The organism is Peribacillus sp. SIMBA_075, from assembly GCF_046534585.1.
This window is the reverse complement of sequence record NZ_JAWRYN010000001.1, coordinates 1-16,448: the sequence shown is the minus strand read 5'-3', so window position 1 is coordinate 16,448 and position 16,448 is coordinate 1. Positions and strand designations below refer to the sequence as shown.

General features: G+C 39.7%; 13 protein-coding genes and 3 pseudogenes. 6 read left to right on the top strand and 10 right to left on the bottom strand.

The window, feature by feature from the left end:
- Positions 1 to 194 precede the first annotated feature (194 nt).
- Positions 195 to 632 (bottom strand): MarR family winged helix-turn-helix transcriptional regulator, encoded by a 438-nt coding sequence (locus tag SB775_RS00080; RefSeq protein ID WP_034314147.1) that lies wholly within the window; start codon positions 630 to 632, stop codon positions 195 to 197.
- A gap of 155 nt (positions 633 to 787) precedes the next feature.
- On the opposite strand from SB775_RS00080, the gene SB775_RS00075 reads away from it, so the two are divergent.
- The 3 genes from SB775_RS00075 (at position 788) to SB775_RS00065 (ending at position 4,511) form a co-directional block, all read left to right on the top strand.
- Positions 788 to 2,284, top strand: a complete 1,497-nt coding sequence (locus SB775_RS00075) for an ATP-binding protein (RefSeq protein ID WP_410860192.1) — start codon at positions 788 to 790, stop codon at positions 2,282 to 2,284.
- Between the two features lie 145 nt (positions 2,285 to 2,429).
- The gene (locus tag SB775_RS00070; RefSeq protein ID WP_061462226.1) at positions 2,430 to 3,653 is read left to right on the top strand and encodes an MFS transporter; all 1,224 of its coding nucleotides are present in this window, start codon (positions 2,430 to 2,432) and stop codon (positions 3,651 to 3,653) included.
- Positions 3,654 to 3,779: 126 nt separating this feature from the next.
- The gene (locus tag SB775_RS00065; RefSeq protein ID WP_061462225.1) at positions 3,780 to 4,511 is read left to right on the top strand and encodes a ZIP family metal transporter; all 732 of its coding nucleotides are present in this window, start codon (positions 3,780 to 3,782) and stop codon (positions 4,509 to 4,511) included.
- A gap of 329 nt (positions 4,512 to 4,840) precedes the next feature.
- On the opposite strand, the gene SB775_RS00060 is transcribed toward SB775_RS00065, so the two are convergent.
- Together SB775_RS00060 and SB775_RS00055 are read right to left on the bottom strand one after the other, a co-directional pair.
- On the bottom strand, positions 4,841 to 5,083 hold the full coding sequence (locus SB775_RS00060; RefSeq protein ID WP_318684406.1) for an aspartyl-phosphate phosphatase Spo0E family protein: 243 nt from the start codon (positions 5,081 to 5,083) through the stop codon (positions 4,841 to 4,843).
- A 487-nt stretch (positions 5,084 to 5,570) separates the two neighbouring features.
- Entirely contained in the window at positions 5,571 to 7,730 is a 2,160-nt protein-coding gene (locus SB775_RS00055) for a PAS domain S-box protein (RefSeq protein ID WP_410860191.1), read from the bottom strand.
- Between the two features lie 271 nt (positions 7,731 to 8,001).
- Here SB775_RS00055 and SB775_RS00050 point away from each other — a divergent pair, with 271 nt between their 5' ends.
- Both SB775_RS00050 and SB775_RS00045 read left to right on the top strand, forming a co-directional pair.
- A complete protein-coding gene (locus tag SB775_RS00050) occupies positions 8,002 to 9,027 on the top strand; it encodes an acyltransferase family protein (RefSeq protein ID WP_410860190.1) in 1,026 nt (341 codons plus the stop codon).
- A 205-nt stretch (positions 9,028 to 9,232) separates the two neighbouring features.
- Positions 9,233 to 10,993 carry a B12-binding domain-containing radical SAM protein gene (locus SB775_RS00045; RefSeq protein WP_089362350.1) on the top strand — a complete coding sequence of 587 codons (1,761 nt, stop codon included), beginning with the start codon at positions 9,233 to 9,235 and terminating at the stop codon, positions 10,991 to 10,993.
- Between the two features lie 36 nt (positions 10,994 to 11,029).
- Here the strand turns inward: SB775_RS00045 and SB775_RS00040 are convergent, their stop codons facing one another.
- On the bottom strand, positions 11,030 to 11,173 hold the full coding sequence (locus tag SB775_RS00040) for a hypothetical protein (RefSeq protein WP_167555972.1): 144 nt from the start codon (positions 11,171 to 11,173) through the stop codon (positions 11,030 to 11,032).
- Positions 11,173 to 11,331, bottom strand: a complete 159-nt coding sequence (locus SB775_RS00035; RefSeq protein ID WP_089362349.1) for a hypothetical protein — start codon at positions 11,329 to 11,331, stop codon at positions 11,173 to 11,175. The genes SB775_RS00040 and SB775_RS00035 overlap by 1 nt, the downstream gene beginning before the upstream one ends.
- A 123-nt stretch (positions 11,332 to 11,454) precedes the next feature.
- Here SB775_RS00035 and SB775_RS00030 point away from each other — a divergent pair, with 123 nt between their 5' ends.
- Positions 11,455 to 11,790, top strand: coding sequence for a DUF3905 domain-containing protein (locus SB775_RS00030; protein ID WP_089362348.1), 336 nt, complete (start codon positions 11,455 to 11,457; stop codon positions 11,788 to 11,790).
- A 114-nt stretch (positions 11,791 to 11,904) separates the two neighbouring features.
- Here SB775_RS00030 and SB775_RS00025 read toward each other — a convergent pair whose 3' ends face one another.
- The 5 genes and pseudogenes from SB775_RS00025 to SB775_RS00005 all read right to left on the bottom strand — a co-directional run bounded on the left by SB775_RS00025 (position 11,905) and on the right by SB775_RS00005 (position 16,169).
- Positions 11,905 to 12,468 carry a TetR/AcrR family transcriptional regulator gene (locus tag SB775_RS00025; protein WP_410860188.1) on the bottom strand — a complete coding sequence of 188 codons (564 nt, stop codon included), beginning with the start codon at positions 12,466 to 12,468 and terminating at the stop codon, positions 11,905 to 11,907.
- A 70-nt stretch (positions 12,469 to 12,538) separates the two neighbouring features.
- Positions 12,539 to 13,143 (bottom strand): annotated as a pseudogene (locus SB775_RS00020) (AMP-binding enzyme); the annotation flags it as partial.
- 2 nt (positions 13,144 to 13,145) lie between these two features.
- Positions 13,146 to 13,483: pseudogene (locus tag SB775_RS00015) on the bottom strand (SDR family NAD(P)-dependent oxidoreductase); the annotation flags it as partial.
- A gap of 77 nt (positions 13,484 to 13,560) precedes the next feature.
- Positions 13,561 to 14,742, bottom strand: a pseudogene (locus tag SB775_RS00010) (acyl-CoA dehydrogenase family protein).
- 89 nt (positions 14,743 to 14,831) lie between these two features.
- Positions 14,832 to 16,169: an ATP-binding protein gene (locus SB775_RS00005; RefSeq protein ID WP_176431866.1), complete on the bottom strand. Its 1,338-nt coding sequence runs from the start codon at positions 16,167 to 16,169 to the stop codon at positions 14,832 to 14,834.
- Positions 16,170 to 16,448 lie beyond the last annotated feature (279 nt).

The window sequence follows — 16,448 nt, the reverse complement described above, 5'->3', positions numbered from 1 at the left end:
GACTGTAAAATCCGGATTAACGTCAAGACACATTCTTCATTATCGCGGTTATCGTAATATAATTTAATTCGCCACAGTGTTAGTAAAAACCTTCATGTCCTTTGAACAAATTAAGGTTGTACCAGCATTGCACAACATCCAATTAGACATAAAAAACCAGCACCTGCAGTAAAATCGGGGTGCTGGTTCTTAAGCTAATTTTGAGCTGAATATCCAATCTTCTTAAGTAATTCAATCACGGTGGCCTTTTCATCTTGAGTAAGTACACTCATGATATCATCGATTCTTTTTTCATGCTCAGGAAATACTCCTTCAATAAAGGCCTTTCCTTTATCCGTTATTTTTGCAAAGGTTACACGGCGATCCTCTTTACATGCTATTCTCTGTAGATATTCCTTCTGTTCAAGTTTATCCACGACATAGGTAATGCTGCCGCTCGCTAGCAGGATTTTTCCGCCTATTTGCTGAAGAGGCTGATCGCCTTTATGATAAAGTAATTCCAGTACGGCAAACTCAGTTGGATTCAAACCTTCCTCGGCTATATGTTTATTCACCACATCATTAATTGATCGATGAGCTCTAGACATCACAATAAACAGTTTCAAAGACTGTTGGATGTTATTATTCTCCATAACTTCACAACCTTAAAGTTTTTAATTAAAATATCTTGAATTAAAAGTTATTATATGGCATTATGACTTTTTTGTCAATCTGCTCTGTTAGTATGCACTATTGTTTAATCACTCAGTTTGATATACTTGAAAAAAAAGTTAAAGTAGTGACGAACATGAAAACCAGGCATAAATTCACCACATATCTACTTATTGTTATTCTACCATTAATTATTCTATCCATCATTTATTGGATGTATTTAGAACGTTCCATTCAAAAAGAAAGACGGGAACAAGCTGTATGGGCGGGAACGGTTTATCAAGAATACATAGATCAAGTTATCAGTGAAACAAAGGAAAACCTTGAGCTGCTTAGCCTTAGCAGTTCTGTTCTTTATATGGATGATAAAAAAACCGAACACCTTATGAAATGGATCAAAGATACAGATTCCAGGTATGCCGGAGTATATTGGCTAAATCAGGATGGCGTTTCCATCTCGGGGACGAATAAGCATTTCAATAATTACCATTTAATTGAACAGGATGATATAAAGCGTGCAGTAAAAACTCAAAAAGCCGTTGTTGTAGGAACCCAGGAGCTGTATGACCCGGATTTCAATTATTTTTCCATTTTTGCTCCCATTCTGGATCATGATAAAAAGGCGCAAGGGTTTTTATTGGCGCATATTAGGCTGGATCATATGGAAAAAATATTAAAAATGCTCAGCCCTGGTCATACCTTTAGATTGGAAACAAACGATAAAACCCGAATTTTAGATATAAATGCCGAAGAATTTACTGAACATCCAACATGGGTGGATGTTCCTTTAACCGAAGTGGACTGGAAACTGTCCGTGAAGATACCTGACAAGATTAACACAAATAACATGAATGTCTTTTTAATGCTTGTCTTTTTCACCTTCTTCTTTACTCACATAATCTATACCGTCGTGGAGGAACTGATCGTACGCAGAAATACGAAAAACCAAAAGTTATTAAACGATAAACAAAAAATAGATTTTGTCGGCACATTGGCTGCTAGTACTGCACATGAAATAAAAAACCCACTAACGGGCATAAAGGGACTGGTACAGTTACTGGTTGAAAAACATCCTGAAGAACAAGATCAGTTTTATTACTCTGTCATCATGAAGGAAATTGAACGGATCAATAGTATCGTGAGCGAGTTTTTGATTTTAGGGAAACCCATGGTCCAGACCTTATCCTTATATGATATTCGCAGTATCATTGCCGAATTGAGACCAATAATAGAATCAGAAGCACGTCACTTCAATATTGAAGTGGAATGGAATATCGTAAAGGAACCGATCCTGGTTCATTGTACAAAGGACCAACTCAAACAGGTCATTCTTAACATTGCCAAAAACGGATTCGAGGCCATGGAAGTTGGAAAAAAGTTAAGGATACGAATCCACCATGAAAATGAACGGGCTAAAATCATAATCATCGACACCGGGCAAGGACTGAATGAACAAGATATCGGTAAAGTGTTCGAACCATTCTATACATCGAAAAAGGAAGGAACCGGATTAGGACTTTTTGTGTGTAAACGAATAATTGAATCTTTTAACGGAACCATCGAGCTTACAAGTAAACCTCTCAACGGTACAACCGTGACAATCAGCCTACCACTAATTAATGACCATCCTTAGTAATGCATTGAGGAGTTTCATTTATAAATGAAGCCGGGACTAACGATTCCGATTTTTTTTAAGGTGTCATGCAGACGTACCTTATCGAATCTATTTTAATTATGGAATGGGTAAAATTCTTAATCAGGAAGAAGGAAATATACATATGGGACGCATCGCTGCCATTAAAGCAAAACCCCAAAAACAAGATATGACTCTGAAAATCATGATAATCATAGGCATATGCCATTTAATGAATGATTCTCTTCAAGCCGTTGTACCGGCCATGTTCCCAATCCTCGAGAAATCAATGTCTCTAACGTATACTCAGCTGGGGATGATTGCATTCTGCCTGAATATCGTCTCATCCCTTCTGCAACCCGCAGTTGGGTTCTATACGGATAAAAAGCCCCTTCCTTATGCATTGCCCATTGGATTGACCAGTACATTAATTGGGGTCATCATTCTTGCAATTGCCCCAAACTATACCATAATCCTTGGTGCAGTCATCTTGATGGGCTTTGGATCAGCCATTTTCCATCCGGAAGGCTCTAGGGTTGCCTACATGGCAGGCGGCCCCAAAAGAGGCCTGGCACAATCAATTTATCAGGTAGGCGGGAATAGCGGGCAGGCCCTTGCCCCACTCATCACAGCCATCGTGCTTGTTCCATTTGGTCAAAAAGGTGCACTCTGGTTTGGCCTAGTTGCCTTAACGGCCGTTATCCTATTGCTGTATATTGCCAAGTGGTATTCTCAAAAATTAGTTCATTTCCAGCCTAAAAAGGTTGCGGCAAAAGTAATCAATAAAGAGCGGTCCCATAAAGTGGCCAAAGCCTTGGTATTAATTTTATTCATTATATTTGCCCGTTCCTGGTATGTATCATGCATGACGAACTTTTATAGTTTTTATTTAATCGAGCAGCATTCATTCACGATAAAATCCGCTCAGATTTTCCTATTTGCCTTCTTAGCCGCTGGAGCTGTAGGTACGTTTTTCGGTGGTCCGCTTGCGGATAGATACGGTCGCAAAAATGTGATTCTCTTTTCGTTCGCTGCCAGTATGCCATTAACCGCACTCTTACCATTCGTACCACCTACAGCCGCTTTTATCCTATTATTGATGGCAGGCTTCATTATAATGAGCAGTTTTTCTGTCACAGTAATATACGCACAGGAATTGGTCCCGGGAAAAGTCGGAACAATGGCCGGCTTGACTGTAGGGTTAGCCTTTGGAATGGGAGCCATTGGATCCGTTTCACTGGGTGCCATTGCTGATATAATCGGGATCGAATCCATGATTAAGCTAGTGGGATTCCTGCCATTGCTCGGGATCATCAGCGTATTGCTGCCGACTGATCTAACATTGAAAAAGTGGTATGCAGAAGAATGATACAGATCATTCATGCATGACTGCAAAATGGGTGTTTCCTGGAACATATTTTTTTACCATCCCATACAATGAAGTATTGTTTAAGTTGATAAATAAGTTGATATGGACCATACAAAGGAGAAATTCATGAGTGGAGTTCTATTAGGCAGCATCCTATCTGCCATGTCTACAGGGTTCGGTGCGTTACCGATCTTGTTCATTCAAGATTCAATCACACATCGATTCAGAGACACGCTTCTGGCATTTACCGCTGGTATTATGATGGCTGCTTCGTTATTGAGCCTGATCCCGGAGTCTATAGCCACCGGAGGGTATATACAGCTTGTCATTGGGGTTTTTCTCGGGGTAATGACATTGACGATCATGGAAAAAAACATTCCGCATATCGATCTCAGCCATACGAAAAGTGGTATTCAGTTTGATGAAAAGGCTTTGCTTATCATCACTGCCATTACACTCCATAATATTCCTGAGGGCCTTTCTGTTGGTGTCAGTTACGCCTCTGATTCAGCTGATACAGGTAACTTGATCGCCTTTGCCATCGGCCTGCAAAATGCTCCGGAAGGTTTACTAGTCGCTTTGTTTTTAATTAATCAAAAAATCGGTAAATTCACTGCATTCCTGATAGCAACCTTAACTGGTACCATCGAAATAATTACGGGCTTATTGGGTTATTATTTAACCTCTTACATTGGGTTCCTGGTTCCTTACGGCCTAGCTTTCGCCGCCGGAGCCATGCTTTTCATCGTTTATAAGGAGTTGATTCCTGAAAGCCATGGGGATGGTAATGAACGCACCTCAACCTATTCCTTCATTGTTGGTCTTTTGTTCATGGTAATATTATTGGAAATTTTGTGATTTCCGGACCTGACAATGGCTGGCTCCATTATTTGGGTCAGCCTTTAGTTTTTATTTATCAGTGTAATCCACTCAGTTAAATTCGACTTCTAAACTACTCCCGATGTTAGAAAGGACACCTTCTGGTGGCCTCCCCTCAATGTATGCCTCATACCCATAGGAATTTCAAAAGAAAATGATTGTCCTTTATATGAGTCTTTCTTGACATTATTTATGAAATGCTTGTAAAGTTCATTTCCATCAGAAAACGGTCACCTGATCATTAGCCCTAAAGGTGATTATCTCCAATACCGCCAATTTAAGTAGACATGGTGCATTCTCAGTTCCATTTAAATTGTAATATCATCATTAAAGGGCTTCTGTACAATAACAACCATTTCTTCGCGCTTATTTCTCACTTCCACTGACGAATGATGTTGAAGGATCAAATACTCATTTATAAGTTTATCAAGTTGCTCGCTTTGGCGAAGGGTAAACTCATGGCCTATTCCATACATTTTTGCCAGCTCCATCATTTCCCAACGCTTCATTTGAATCTCAGAACAAATTTCCGTTACACACCTAGAATTCATAACTGCATTCACTACTCCTGCCCTTTTAAAGTTACATCATAATAAAGAAGTATTACAAAATATGCCTTATATGTAAATAGATTCGCAAAAAAAGACAAAACTTCTTAAATTGCGATAAAGCTTGACCCACCAGCAGACAGGATATGACGGAAATATCTAACCCATATTCCTCTTATAATGATTAGGAGGATTTGATATGAAGCCAGCTCCGAACCTCGAGTCGAAAGTTCTCCCATTTGATTTTTCACTGTTCGTTTCCTCTTAAATAATTCAGCAGTTTAACTCAATATCAAACCGTACAAATTCATCAAAAATGATAGTACCTTTAATGTGAGCCCAATATTTTTTGGACAGGTACAATCTAAGATAATAATGATGGAAAATGGAAACTAAAAAAAGGAATCCATTGAATAAGGACCCCCATATACTATTAGGATTTTCCATACTTTTCTGGTTACTGGGCAAAGGGCTAGAACATTTCCACCTCTCACTCGAATGGCAAATATATATGAAAGCTCGTCCCTATATCTACTTCGCTTTCCACTTCTATAAAGCCCTTGTGCTCTTCAATGATTTTATAGCTGACCATGAGCCCCAGCCCAGTTCCCCTATCTTTCGTCGTATAAAAAGGTTCACCTAATTTTTTTAGCTTTTCCGTTGAGATCCCCATGCCTTGATCGGTAATAGAAATACAAATATATTTCTCTGAATATCGGGTTGTTTTAATTCGTACAGATCCGCCATCCGGCATGACTTCCAATGCATTTTTGATTATGTTAATGAACACTTGCTTTAACTGGTTCGCTTCACATAAAACCTTAAACTCATCTTCTTCAAAATCTGTCTCGAATTGAATATTTTCCAACAATGCCTGAGCGGCCAGTAATTCTAGCGTCTCTCTCAAAATGGTATGGACATCCTGTTTAAAAACTTTTAGCGCCTGTGGCTTTGCCAGTACCAAAAATTCCGTGATAATGGTTTCGATTCGCTTAATTTCAGATGTAATCACATGAAAATATGTGGAGAAATCTCCCTTAACACCATCCTCAAGCAACTGGATAAACCCTTTTAATGCAGTCATTGGATTCCTGATTTCGTGGGCAATCCCTGCAGCCAATTCACCAACGACATTCAAAGTATCTGATTTCCGGATCTGTTCCTGCATTTCGAGATTTTTACTCACATCACGGAAAATACTTAGATTCAAGTTCGAATATAAATTCTTTCTCGTTAAAAATTCAATATGCTTAATTGTTCCGTCTTCGAATGTTATCGGAATGATGGATGAGTAGACCTCATGCTTGTAAACATTATCAATATGTGCGTTCAAGGCAGGAACATTTCCAGGGATTTTCTCGATGAATCCCTTTACAGATAAAGAAAGCAGTTTACGCTTCGATATTTCCAATATTTCCTGACCCGCTTCATTAATATCCGTGAACCCTTCATGGTTCCATAAAATCAAGCCGTCTAATGTCCCCTCAAAAATCTTCCTGAATTTCTTCTCACTATCCCTTAATTCCTTCTCAATCAGCCAGCGTTCACTGACATTTCGAAATATCGTTACGTTATACCCATCACCCTCATGTTTTTTGGCAGTCAATTCAAGTAATTTTATTTGGTGATTCGGCATTTTATAAATCAGTTCCCCCCTCACTTGGGTGTCCCTTTCAAACGTTTCCATTATCTGCTCAAAATGATGTTTGTTGCTGTATACGTATTTCCAGATATAACTGCCTATCAATTCCTCTCTGCTTGATTCAAATATTTTACATGCTGATTGATTGACTCGAAAAATGATTCCGTCATCATTCCAGAATATGATCGCATCCATGGACTGGTCGAATAATTCCGCAAAAATCCGTTCGCTCGTCTCTAACTTCTTTTCTATTAAATTTGATTCTGTAATTCTTCGAAGCACCGACATGTATAATTCATTTCCTACCGCTGAGCTGATAGAAAAAGTAAAATGATGCCGCTCAACCCCGATCATTATCTCCACCTCTCCTTTGAAGTTCGACTCAACAAATGCTCTTTTTATGCTCTCGTCCCAATATGCCTTATAATCAGGGGAAATGAGGTCCCTCATATTCTTGCCGACAATCTCTTTTTTCGGGATGCCCATGGCATGGATAAAAGCATGGTTCACTTCCATGATTATTCCTGAACCATCGAATAGGACGATGCTTTCTACGGCCGTATCAAAAAGGTCCAAAAACATCTGCCTTGACATTCTTGTTTCCCGGGATGATGAAAGATCCAATGTCACATCCCCTAAACGATAAAATTGCTGTCCTTCGGAAGGAGCCCCTATTGGTATAAACTCTATATGCTTTAGGGCACCGGTATGGAGCTGGATCATCTGTCTTTCACTTTCACTCGGCTTTTTTGGAGTACCGGACTCTTCCTGATCATTTAAAGGGCTAACCTCGAGAAAATCAGTTATCTTCATGGACAACAGCTGATTTTTTGATGTTTCCAGCAGTGCACAAGCGGCATCATTTACATAAGTGAGCCTTAGTTCCTCATCAACCCTAATATAAGGCTCTGGCATTGAATTGAAAATGTTCAAAAACCCTTCGATCTGTTTATTCAATTTTATAATTTCCTGTTTATTTTCCGTTTCATTCCCATAACCGATATTCATATTGACACCCCTTTTCAAAACCCATACTTATCAAACTTTATTCGACACCCATCTTGATTTTCCTCGGTATTATCGAAAATCCGTGCATTCATCGAAAACCTAAATTATCCTTAATGTCAAATAATAGTATGTTGAATCACTTAAAACTTAGCGTAAAGCTTAATTTAATAATATTTTTATAAATTTTATAAATATTGATTTAGATCAATGTATTTAGGGTATAAGAAATAACAATGCTCTCTAGCTACCTTAAAAATTTTAGGAGGCAACTATGAAACAACGTGATTTTTTCTTTGATAACGCCAAATTCATTCTCATGGCTTTTGTCGTCTTTGGACATTTGCTGAATACGTATATACATGATAGTGAAACGATTTACGCTTTATATAAAACCATTTATTCCTTTCACATGCCGGCCTTTATTCTAGTTTCAGGTTTTTTTGCGAAAGGTTTTTATCAAAAAGGGTATTTAGCCAAAATTACAAAAAAACTAATTTTACCCTACATCATTTTCCAATTGATATATACCGTTTACTATTATTTTTTATATGAACGTTCTGCAATCACTGTTGACTTGCTTGATCCCCAATGGTCGCTTTGGTTCTTGATCAGTTTATTCTGCTGGAACATCATGCTGCTTGGTTTTTCAAAGCTAAAGCCATCAGTAGGCATAGGTTTATCCATTTTAATCGCTTTATTGATTGGGTATATTGACAATGTCTCCAATTACCTTAGTCTCTCGAGGACATTCGTTTTTTTTCCGATGTTTTTGATCGGGTACCATTTAAGCAAGGAACACTTACAGAAACTGTTCACACCCAAGGTTCGTTTGGCTTCACTTAGTGTCATGTTAGTGATTTTTATCGGTTTTTATTTAAATGCCGATGTCAATTATAAATGGCTCCTCGGTTCGAAACCATATACCGAGCTTGAAGATGCGACAATCGTATCCATGTTTAAACGCTTGGGGTTTTATGGATTGAGCGTAATTTCAGTGTTCAGCTTCCTTTCATTCATCCCACGCGGACAATATTTCTTTACGAATTGGGGTAAACAAACCCTTTATGTATATCTGCTGCACGGATTCTTCATCCGCTTCTTCCGTGAAAGCACTATACATGACTACTTCAGCAATACAGAGAGCTTTATCATGCTTGCCGGTCTATCCTTCTTGATTACCGTGTTATTATCAAGCGAAATGATTGCCACAATGGCACAGCCGATCATCGAATTGAAGGCGACCAAAACAAAACGATTCATGATTAAAACGAAAGAATATATAAAACAAGCATTTTAAATAAAACGGATAAAGCATTTTCTGCTTTATCCGTTTTTTTCAAAAAGTAAAATTCCAGTTCGGCTTTAAAGCTGAAAGATTTCCGTTCATTCAATAACTCATTTTTCAAATGGAGCGCACTATGGTAAAATTACTCGTTAGTGCTTGTTGGCTTAAAAAGATATGTACACGAAAGGAGCCAGGCGTTTCTTTTACGCCCTTTAACATGAATATAATAATCAGTACTCTAAATGCAAAATATATCCATACATCGCTATCCATCCGCTATTTAAAGGCTTATGCCCAGCCAGATTATAATGTACATCTAGCAGAATATACGATAAAAGATCCGATTATGAACATAGTTGGTGACCTTCATTCCAAAAAACCAGATGTCATAGGATTCAGCTGCTATATTTGGAACATCGAGGAAACAATGAAAGTAGTAGCCATGCTGAAGAAAATCAATCCAGAATTGGTCATCATTCTCGGAGGACCTGAAGTCACATATGATGTTGGAGAATGGCTTGATCAGATTCCCGGGGCTGATTTCATCGTAATTGGCGAAGGTGAGGTCACCTTCAAGTCCCTTTTATCTGAAATTGAAGGTTCGAATGACTATAAGAAGGTCGGAGGCATTGCGTATCGACTGGATGGAAAAAAAATCATCCAGCCTCAAAACGGTAAGGTTGATTTGAAATCGCTCCCTTCTCCTTATCGTTTGGAGGAAGACCGTGGCGATCTATCTAAACGTGTCACCTATATCGAAACTAGCCGGGGATGCCCGTTCAGCTGCCAATTTTGCCTGTCATCGATTGAAGTGGGTGTCAGATATTTTGATCGTGAAAAGATTAAAGAAGATATCAGGTACCTTATGGCTAATGGTGCAAAGACCATTAAGTTCGTTGACCGAACCTTCAATATCAGCCGAAGCTATGCCATGGAAATGTTTCAATTCTTAATCGATGAGCATCTTCCCGGTGTGGTTTTCCAGTTCGAAATCACTGCGGACATCATGCGTCCGGAAGTTATCCAGTTCTTGAACGATAATGCCCCTGCAGGATTGTTCCGCTTTGAAATAGGGGTACAATCGACGAATGACCATACAAATGATCTAGTTATGAGAAGGCAGAATTTCGAAAAACTGACCAGGACCGTAACTATGGTAAAAGATGGGCAGAAAATTGATCAGCATTTAGACCTGATTGCCGGTTTACCTGAAGAAGATTATCATTCTTTCAAAAAGACTTTCAATGATGTTTTTGAGCTGAGACCCGAAGAGATGCAGCTTGGCTTCTTAAAGATGCTCCGAGGTACGGGTTTACGGATACGTGCCAATGAACACCAATATATTTACAGTGATCATGCTCCTTATGAAATCCTGGGAAATAATGTTTTAAGCTTCGATGACATTGTCCGCATTAAACAAGTTGAAGATGTCCTTGAAAAATACTGGAACGATCATAGAATGGATCACACCACGGAATACCTTGTCAAAACGGTATTTCAATCACCATTCGACTTTTTTCAGGATTTCGGTACCTTTTGGGATGAACAAGGCTGGTCACGAATCGGACACCAGCTTGAAGACTTGTTCAGACGCTTACAGCAGTTTTTGGCTTCCCGGGAATCTGCTGAACTGAATAACATTATCGGACTCATGAAATTGGATTATTTCATGAACCAAAAATACAAACCACGTAAACCTTGGTGGGAAGCTTCCCTGGATAAAAATGGACGGAAAGTGATATATGAAGATATTCTGAATAAACCTGAACAGCTTGGTTCCTCTTTCACAGCCTTGGCACTTAATGAAAAAGAAATACACAAACATACCTTGCTCGAGGCACTACCCTTTGATTTGGAAACGTATTTAGCAGAGGGTACAATCGTCGAGAAACCATCGATCATGCTTGCCTATTTTGATCCGAGTGGAAAGGGATCAAACATTTTCCCGCTCCCAAAATCTAGAAATGCCATTTTTTAAAGATTAAGGGCGGACCCAAAATGGGTCCGTCCTTATTTATTTATTATCACGTTTTTTATTTTCTTTTGCTAATATTTCATAAATTTTGGTTGCGTTCATATCGCCACTGAATTCGATTCCAAATTCAGTTCGTACATGTTCCCCCACCTTTTCCTGGGAGTTCCGTTTTTCTTTTTCCATTAACTTCTTCCTTTTCTGCCTTGCTTTGAATTGCGGTTGGCACCTTTTATTGGGTTTTCCTCTAATGCGAACTCATTGGAAAACTCGTTTTCAGCTTGGTTTCTTTTTGGCGTTTTACTTGCTTTGACAGCACCATCTACATTAGCTTTCCGTTTCATTTTCATCCACCCTTTTTAATATAGTTTACGTTTTAGAATGGGGTAAAACTGCCGAAAATTATTCAGGGATATTATAGGGACAGACGAGAAAAAATAACCGTAAAACGGAAAGGGAGATTCTAGATGAAAAAGAAATTGGATTCACCAATTATCGATGATACACAACCCCACCAAATTAACGCACCAAGCTATAAAGGGACCGGCATAAAACCACGAGCTCCATTTGTCAATGATTATGGAGTCGTCATTGGCGACAGCAAATATGCATCAGAAAACTCACCACTCGAAAATTGGAGCGAAGATACAGACCCGGAAATCATGGCTGGAGACGACTGGATACACCCCACCAATGATATAGGCTGGAATTCAACTGAAAACCGTGAACTGTTAGAGGCTAAAAGAACGCCGCAGCCTTCTTTTATGCATCCTGATAAAGATGTTAGCATTGATTCGGATTGAGTGATTCTTGAAGGGTCAATGGTACAAGTGAAATCCTTGTTAACAACCAAGGGGTGTATAGCTCATCCGGTATATACCCCTTATTCTCATTTAACTTGTAGGTATGTAGCCTGGTCAAGCTTCAATGCCCTGTAGAATCATCCCCATAAAAATGTCTGCAACTTCCTGTTCGTTTTTTTCAACTTCAGAGTCGAACCAATGATAGCTCCAATTGGCCACACCCAAAATAGCAAAAGAGATGATGGATGCATCAAGGTTGGAACGTAGTTCTCCGCTTTCGATGCCTTCCACCAGCACCTGTTTGATTTTATTACGGAACTCATCCCGTTTAGGAAGGATTTGTGCAAGTTTTTCGTCACTTAGATTTTTCATTTCACGGAAAAAGACCGTGGCGCTTGATTTTTTTGTTTTGATGCTTTTTAAAAGCATATATACCATAACGAAAAGCTTTTCCTTACAGTTTTTCCTAGTATCCGAAATGATGATTTCCTGCTCACTAAGCAACTCGTCTATATAAGCAATATGAATATCCATAAGCAACTGCTCTTTGCTCTTAAAGTAATAATAAAATGTTCCCTTTGTCACTCCAACCGATTCGACGATATCAGAAATCGAAGTTTCACTAAAGCCCTTCTTTTCGAATAAGCGCATGCTATGTTCTGTCATTTTTTCTTTCATGTAAGCATCCTCGCAATCTGTAAAAATTCAGCTGAATTGATATCATACGCTCCGCACTATCAAAGCCTTCTTATTTCTTGGAAATTTCCTCCCTTAAAGCACGCCTTAAAATCTTCCGACATTTGTTGTTGGTAACTCCTCACGAAATTCAACGAAAAGCAGAACTTTATAAGCCGATAGATTTGTACGGCAGTACTCGATGATTTCCCGTTCACTTGCCTTTTTATTATTTTTAAGTACAAGCACTGCTTTTACCGACTCCCCTCGGTAAGCATCTGGAACTCCAAAGACAACCGCTTCCTGGACAGCAGGATGTTCATAGAGGACTTCCTCGACATCACGCGGGTAGATATTATACCCACTTGCAATGATCAAATCTTTTTTCCTGTCAAACCCTTCTTCATCAACTTTGGCGATATCACCCGTATAAAGCCAACCATCCCTAAGAGTCACCACCGTTTCCTCTGGCATATTCCAGTAACCCTTCATCACTTGAGGTCCTTTGATGACCAATTCCCCCATTTCGCCTGGGGCCACTTCTTTAGTCCCGTATTCTAGATCCATCACTTTATATTCTGTCGAAGGGATTCCGATCCCGGCACTCCCATGCTTCCTTTCAGCAAATACCGGTTTGCAATACGTAGTTGGCGAAGCTTCCGTAAGACCATAGCCTTCCTGATCCTTCCTACAGTCTGGCTCATGATAAAAGTTCCGGTTACATTGACATTCATCACCTTCTGCCAGGCTTCAAGGGACATGTCGACGGCCAGAGCCCCCAAGGATGCCCCGCTATTGTTCACTAAAATGTCAATGGCACCGAATCCCCGGTAAGTTTCGTTAACCACTTCCTGTACATCTGACGGATTTGTGATATCACACTTGAAGGACAGCGCCCTGCCTCCAAGTTTTTCAATTTGCGAGCAACTTCACCGCATGCTTCCTTCTTCCTTGAACAAAGCACGACATTCACCCCTGCATCGACAAATCAGGTCGCTATTTGTACTCCCAATCCCATCCCTCCACCAGTTATGATCGCCGTCTTTCCAGTTAAATTGAATAGGCCGGTACCTTTTATACCTTCACCTCATGCTTTTATTTTCGAAGTTCTATTTTAGCTACTTGTGAACGGTTCATCAGGACCATCAGCAAGCCTCAACGTCCGTGCATTTGCCCAATGTGCAGCAAACGGTAAATCGTTGAAATCCCTGCAGCTCCAAACCCTTGAATTGCCCTGTCCAGCACTTTTAATGCCCTAGTTGGTGCCACCACTTTTTTCATGGCTATCTCCCGCCTTCTCTCCCTTGTTCCCGACAGTATCCATCACATACAGCCTATAAAGTAAGAAGCCTTGCTTGTTCGATTTCAATCCGTGAATCGGCAACCCATTCCATGATCACACCTTGCCTCGCCAAAGGTTTACCAAACGTCACGGGTTTGAATGCGCTTACATAATTCTTCAAGTGCTCTTTCAGCAGCACCGATCAGCCTCATGCAGTGGTGTATCCTTCCAGGCCCGAGTCTTCCTTGGGCAATCGCAAACTCTTTACCTTCTCACCATAGTATATTCGTTGCCAGGACCCTCACCTTTGCAAAATTGATTTCCGCATGGCCATGCGGAGCATGATTATAACCAAACAGGGGAGCATTCCCTCGATTTTGAAAACCGGTGTGTCCAGCTGTACAAGAATCATTGACTGTTGATCATGCTTGGACGCTTCAGGATCTGTCTTACCCATAACGATGGCAATCTCGCATCGGGGCTCTCCTGCTCCTGAAGGGCACCATTTCCGGCCGTTTATGACATATCATTACCTGCCTTTTCAAGACTGCACTCTACATTGGTAGCATCGAAGACGCCACTACTGGTTCTGTTAGCGAGAAGCATGAGCGTATTTCCTTGGCAAGCAATGGCTTCAGCCAGCGATCTTTATGTTCATCGGAACCGTATCTCACCAATACTTCCATATTACCGGTGTCCGGCGCGTTACAATTGAAGATTCCAGGTCCTATCATCGTCCTTCCCATGATTTCACAAAGCGGGGCATATTCTAGATTTGTTAAACCTGCTCCATATTTGCGATAAGGTAAAAATAAATTCCACAATTTGCTTTTGCCGTTAATTCAGATAAAAGCGGCGGTATATCACTCATCGGCTCTTCTGTGAATCTAGCTGCTTTTTTGATATACGGATTCATTTTGGAATACGTACTTTTCCATGAATTCCGTTAACTTCTTTTCCAGATTTTGCACCCATTGATCATGTTCAATTTGCAAATTGAATTCCTCCTTTAAAACTGACTAACCGGTTAGTATGTTATTACCGTTTGAGTACACGAAATATTCTGACTTTTATAACGATCGAATTATATATTTTCATGTCGTTCTTGTCCCGTTATCTGGACATTTTCGTTCCCGTTATAATCACTTGGTAGGACTGCGGGGAATACACAAACGATTTTCGTACCTTTTTTCAGTTCGCTTGTTATGAACACTTTTCCGCCGTGCTTTTCGATGATTCTAAAACAAACGGAAAGACCCAATCCCGTTCCTGATGTTTTTGTAGTGAAAAATGGTTCTCCTACTTTTTGAAGGGAGTTTTCCGGGATACCCTCCCCTTCATCCAAAATGCTCAAAAAAACTTCCCCATTTTTTTCGTTTACGCTCACAAAAATATTTCCGCCATTCGGCATCGATTCTATGGAATTTTTTATCATGTTTATTAATACTTGCTTGATTTGGTTTTCATCAAAGTAAATAAAAATGGGTTCTGTATCGTAATTTTTATGAATTTGAATATTGTTCAATACGGCATTTGTCTCCAACAGTGTAACGACATGGTTACAGCTTTCTTTTAAATCCTTCTCAAGAAAAACCGCCTCCGCGGGTTTCGAAAGCAGCAAAAGTTCATTCAGGACTTGCTCGATTCGATTTATTTCCGAAAAAATAATATCATAATATTCATCTTTATCAGCACCGCCATCTTTAATCAACTTTACAAACCCCATTATGGCTGTCATCGGATTCCTGACCTCATGTGCAATCCCTGCCGCAAGTTGTGCAGCCGTTGATAACTTGCTTGATGTGATTGCCAAATGTTCGTTTAGGCTAACAAGCTTTTCTTCTGCATGTTTACGTTCATTAATTTCCGATAATATGCCTGCCGTCCCTATGAATTTCCCTGCGTCATCGTAAATTAGTTTAACGAATGCTTCAACCCAACTGGTCCCTTTTTTCGCATTCAGTTTAATGTCCACTCGAAAATATTTATTTCCTTGATGAAAGGATTCCGCAAAGGCCTTTAATACGTCCTGATAAGAAGTCATATCCATATGTTTAGAAAAGTGAAGCCCAAGTGATTCGTTCACCGTCGCACCACTCATCGATTTCCATGCTGGGTTTAAATACAACCATTTTCCTTTATCATCCGTTTGAAAAATAACCTCATTGAAGCTATTGACCAATTCTTTGGAGTACTTGGAGAAGATGCGATAACGTCCTTCGCTATCTTGCAATATAGCTATCGTTTTCCGTTTATTATCATAGATAGCACCCAAACACCAAGCAATGGATAGAATGGCGAGTAAATATATTCCTGCAAAGGCGGAAAACCTGCGTTCTTCATGGCCCAACCATCCTAAATAGGGCAATATCAATATGAAGAATAGGGCAGGGACAATGATCCTTCCAGTATATTTGTTCATTTTTTCCACCTCCTTTACTAATGATTTAAACTTCATTCGACGGAGTTCCAGCAAGTAAGGGTTCAAATTATGCATATACTGTATATTAAAACGGTTAAAAACTCACTTATAGGTAAACTTCAACATTTTACCTTTGATTCCTGCAAACAACGCAAAAAACCTTTCCTCGATGGAAAGGTCTCAGACTGTAGACAAACTCGAGGAAAATCGAGTTTGTCTATTTTTTATGAGTTGTACAATTTGGCCGTTGATTGGAACGTAGGGCACTCGCTTTCCGCG

Coding starts and splice junctions, on each gene's coding strand:
- SB775_RS00080 (WP_034314147.1), bottom strand. CDS start 632: ATGGAGAATAATAACATCCAACAGTCTTTGAAACTGTTTATTGTGATG.
- SB775_RS00075 (WP_410860192.1), top strand. CDS start 788: ATGAAAACCAGGCATAAATTCACCACATATCTACTTATTGTTATTCTA.
- SB775_RS00070 (WP_061462226.1), top strand. CDS start 2,430: ATGGGACGCATCGCTGCCATTAAAGCAAAACCCCAAAAACAAGATATG.
- SB775_RS00065 (WP_061462225.1), top strand. CDS start 3,780: ATGAGTGGAGTTCTATTAGGCAGCATCCTATCTGCCATGTCTACAGGG.
- SB775_RS00060 (WP_318684406.1), bottom strand. CDS start 5,083: ATGAATTCTAGGTGTGTAACGGAAATTTGTTCTGAGATTCAAATGAAG.
- SB775_RS00055 (WP_410860191.1), bottom strand. CDS start 7,730: ATGAATATCGGTTATGGGAATGAAACGGAAAATAAACAGGAAATTATA.
- SB775_RS00050 (WP_410860190.1), top strand. CDS start 8,002: ATGAAACAACGTGATTTTTTCTTTGATAACGCCAAATTCATTCTCATG.
- SB775_RS00045 (WP_089362350.1), top strand. CDS start 9,233: ATGAATATAATAATCAGTACTCTAAATGCAAAATATATCCATACATCG.
- SB775_RS00040 (WP_167555972.1), bottom strand. CDS start 11,173: ATGGAAAAAGAAAAACGGAACTCCCAGGAAAAGGTGGGGGAACATGTA.
- SB775_RS00035 (WP_089362349.1), bottom strand. CDS start 11,331: ATGAAACGGAAAGCTAATGTAGATGGTGCTGTCAAAGCAAGTAAAACG.
- SB775_RS00030 (WP_089362348.1), top strand. CDS start 11,455: ATGAAAAAGAAATTGGATTCACCAATTATCGATGATACACAACCCCAC.
- SB775_RS00025 (WP_410860188.1), bottom strand. CDS start 12,468: ATGAAAGAAAAAATGACAGAACATAGCATGCGCTTATTCGAAAAGAAG.
- SB775_RS00005 (WP_176431866.1), bottom strand. CDS start 16,169: ATGAACAAATATACTGGAAGGATCATTGTCCCTGCCCTATTCTTCATA.